The sequence below is a fragment of the Streptomyces coffeae genome (genome assembly GCF_016741875.1).
In the GTDB taxonomy this organism is placed as follows: domain Bacteria; phylum Actinomycetota; class Actinomycetes; order Streptomycetales; family Streptomycetaceae; genus Streptomyces; species Streptomyces coffeae.
In genome coordinates this window covers 1-2,509 of sequence record NZ_JAERRF010000102.1, presented here as the reverse complement: position 1 = coordinate 2,509, position 2,509 = coordinate 1, and the positions used below count along the sequence as shown (strand labels likewise).

Genomic DNA, 2,509 nt, shown 5'->3' with positions numbered 1-2,509 from the left:
GTCGGCCAGCCACGGGTGGGTCTGAACCGACAACCGGCCGGTCAGCAGCACACCATCCGTGTCGCCCACCGCGACAGTCGCACCCAGCAACGGGTGCTCTGCCGCACCGAGCCCGGCCGCCGAGACATCACCGACCAGCGGCAGTACCTCAGGCCAGAAGCGCTCGTGTTGGAACGCGTAGGTGGGCAGGTCCACACGTCGTGCGCCACGACCGGTGAAGAAGGCTTCCCAGTCCAGCCGCACGCCCTGTGTGCACAGCTGTGCCACCGCGGATATCAGCGCGGACTCCTCCGGGCGGTCGGTCCGCAGCGCCGGTACGAACCCGGCGTCCGGCGCGGACTCCTGGCCGAGTGCCGAAAGCGTTCCGCCCGGCCCCACCTCGACAAACGTCGCAACGCCCTCGTCGACGAGCGTGCTCACGGCGTCGGCAAATCGCACCGACTCCCGCACATGCCGCACCCAGTACTCCGACGAGGCCAACTCTTCGGCGGCTGCCCGCGCACCGGTCAGCGTGGACACGATCGGAATCGTGGGTGCCTCGTAGGACACGCCTTCCAGCACCCGGCGGAACTCGTCCAACATCGGGTCCATCAGCGGCGAGTGGAACGCGTGACTGACCCGGAGCCGACTCACCTTCCGGCCCGCCTCACGCCACCGCTCCGCGACCGCCTCGACATCGGCAGCAACACCCGAAACGACCACCGACGTCGGCCCGTTGACCGCGGCAATGCCGACGGTCTCCGACAGGTCCGGCGCGACCTCGGCTTCGGTTGCCTGGATCGCCACCATCGCGCCACCCGACGGAAGCGCCTGCATCAGCGCACCACGTGCCGAGACCACCTTGGCGGCATCGGCGAGTGACCAGACACCGGACACGTGGGCGGCGGCCAGCTCGCCGATCGAGTGTCCGGCCAGCATGTCGGGGCGGACGCCCCAGGACTCCAGCAGGCGGAACAGCGCCACCTCGACCGCGAACAGCGCGGGCTGGGTCACCCCGGTCTCGTTCAGGGCATCGGCATCCGCGCCGAACATCACCTCACGCACCGCCGGGTCGAACTCGCCCAGCACAGCGTCAAGGGCCTCGGCGAAGACCGGGAACCGGTCAGCCAGCCCACGCCCCATACCCAGCCGCTGCGACCCCTGGCCCGAGAACAGGAAACCCACTCGGCCAGGCTCGTCAACGACCCCCGTAACCACAGCGCCGGTCGCCTGACCCTCGGCCACAGCCGCCAAAGCGGCCCGCAACTCCGACCGGTCAGCGGCGACCACCACGGCACGGTGGTCCAACGCCGACCGCGAGGTCGCGAGTGAGTAGCCGACATCAACAGGCGCATGCTCGTCCACGATGGACATCAGACGCTGAGCCTGGCCACGCAGCGCATCCTCGTCGCCCGCGGACAACATCCACGGCACCAGTCCGTCGTACGCCGGCTCGGGAGCTTCCTCCTGCTCGACCGCGGGTGCCTGCTCGATGATGGCGTGTGCGTTGGTGCCGCTGAATCCGAACGACGACACACCGGCTCGCCAGGGCCGGTCCACGGCAGGCCAGTCACGCTGATCGGTGAGCAGCTCCACCGCGCCCGCCGACCAGTCCACGTGCGGGGACGGCTCGTCGACGTGCAGGGTGCGGGGTAGCACACCGTGCCGCATGGCCATCACCATCTTGATCACACCGGCCACGCCCGCGGCGGCCTGGGTGTGACCGATGTTCGACTTGATCGAGCCGAGCCACAGGGGCTGGTCGGCGGGGCGGTCCTGGCCGTAGGTGGCCAACAGGGCCTGCGCCTCGATCGGGTCACCGAGCTTGGTACCGGTGCCGTGCGCCTCGACCACGTCCACATCGGACGGAGTGAGCTGCGCACTGGCGAGTGCCTGCCGGATCACCCGCTGCTGCGACGGACCGTTCGGCGCCGTCAGACCGTTCGACGCGCCGTCCTGGTTCACCGCGGACCCACGCACGACGGCGAGCACGGGGTGGCCGTTGCGCTGCGCGTCCGACAGCCGCTCCACGAACAGAATGCCGACGCCTTCACCCCAACCGGTGCCGTCAGCGGCGGCGGCGAACGCCTTGCACCGGCCGTCCACCGCCAGCCCGCGCTGGCGGCTGAACTCCACGAAAGCACCCGGCGTGGACATCACCGTCACGCCACCTGCCAGCGCGAGCGAGCACTCACCCGACCGCAGCGCCTGCACCGCCAGGTGCAGCGCCACCAGCGACGAAGAACACGCTGTGTCCACCGTGACGGCGGGGCCTTCAAAGCCGAACGTGTAGGACAGCCGACCGGATGCCACGCTGGCCGCGTTACCGGTCGCCACATAGCCACCGACGTCCGCGGCAGCCCCGCCCAGCACCAGCCCGTAGTCCTGCACGTTTGATCCCACGAACACGCCGACGCGCTCACCGCGCAGTGACGCCGGGTCAACCCCAGCTCGCTCGAACGCCTCCCAGGAGGTTTCCAGCAGCAGCCGCTGCTGCGGGTCCATCGCCAACGCCTCACGCGGCGAAATC

1 protein-coding gene is annotated in these 2,509 nt (G+C 70.0%); it reads right to left on the bottom strand.

What is annotated here, in order from left to right; genetic code table 11:
• On the bottom strand, positions 1-2,509 hold a 2,509-nt coding region (locus JK363_RS41125), incomplete at both ends, for a type I polyketide synthase (RefSeq protein ID WP_201883441.1).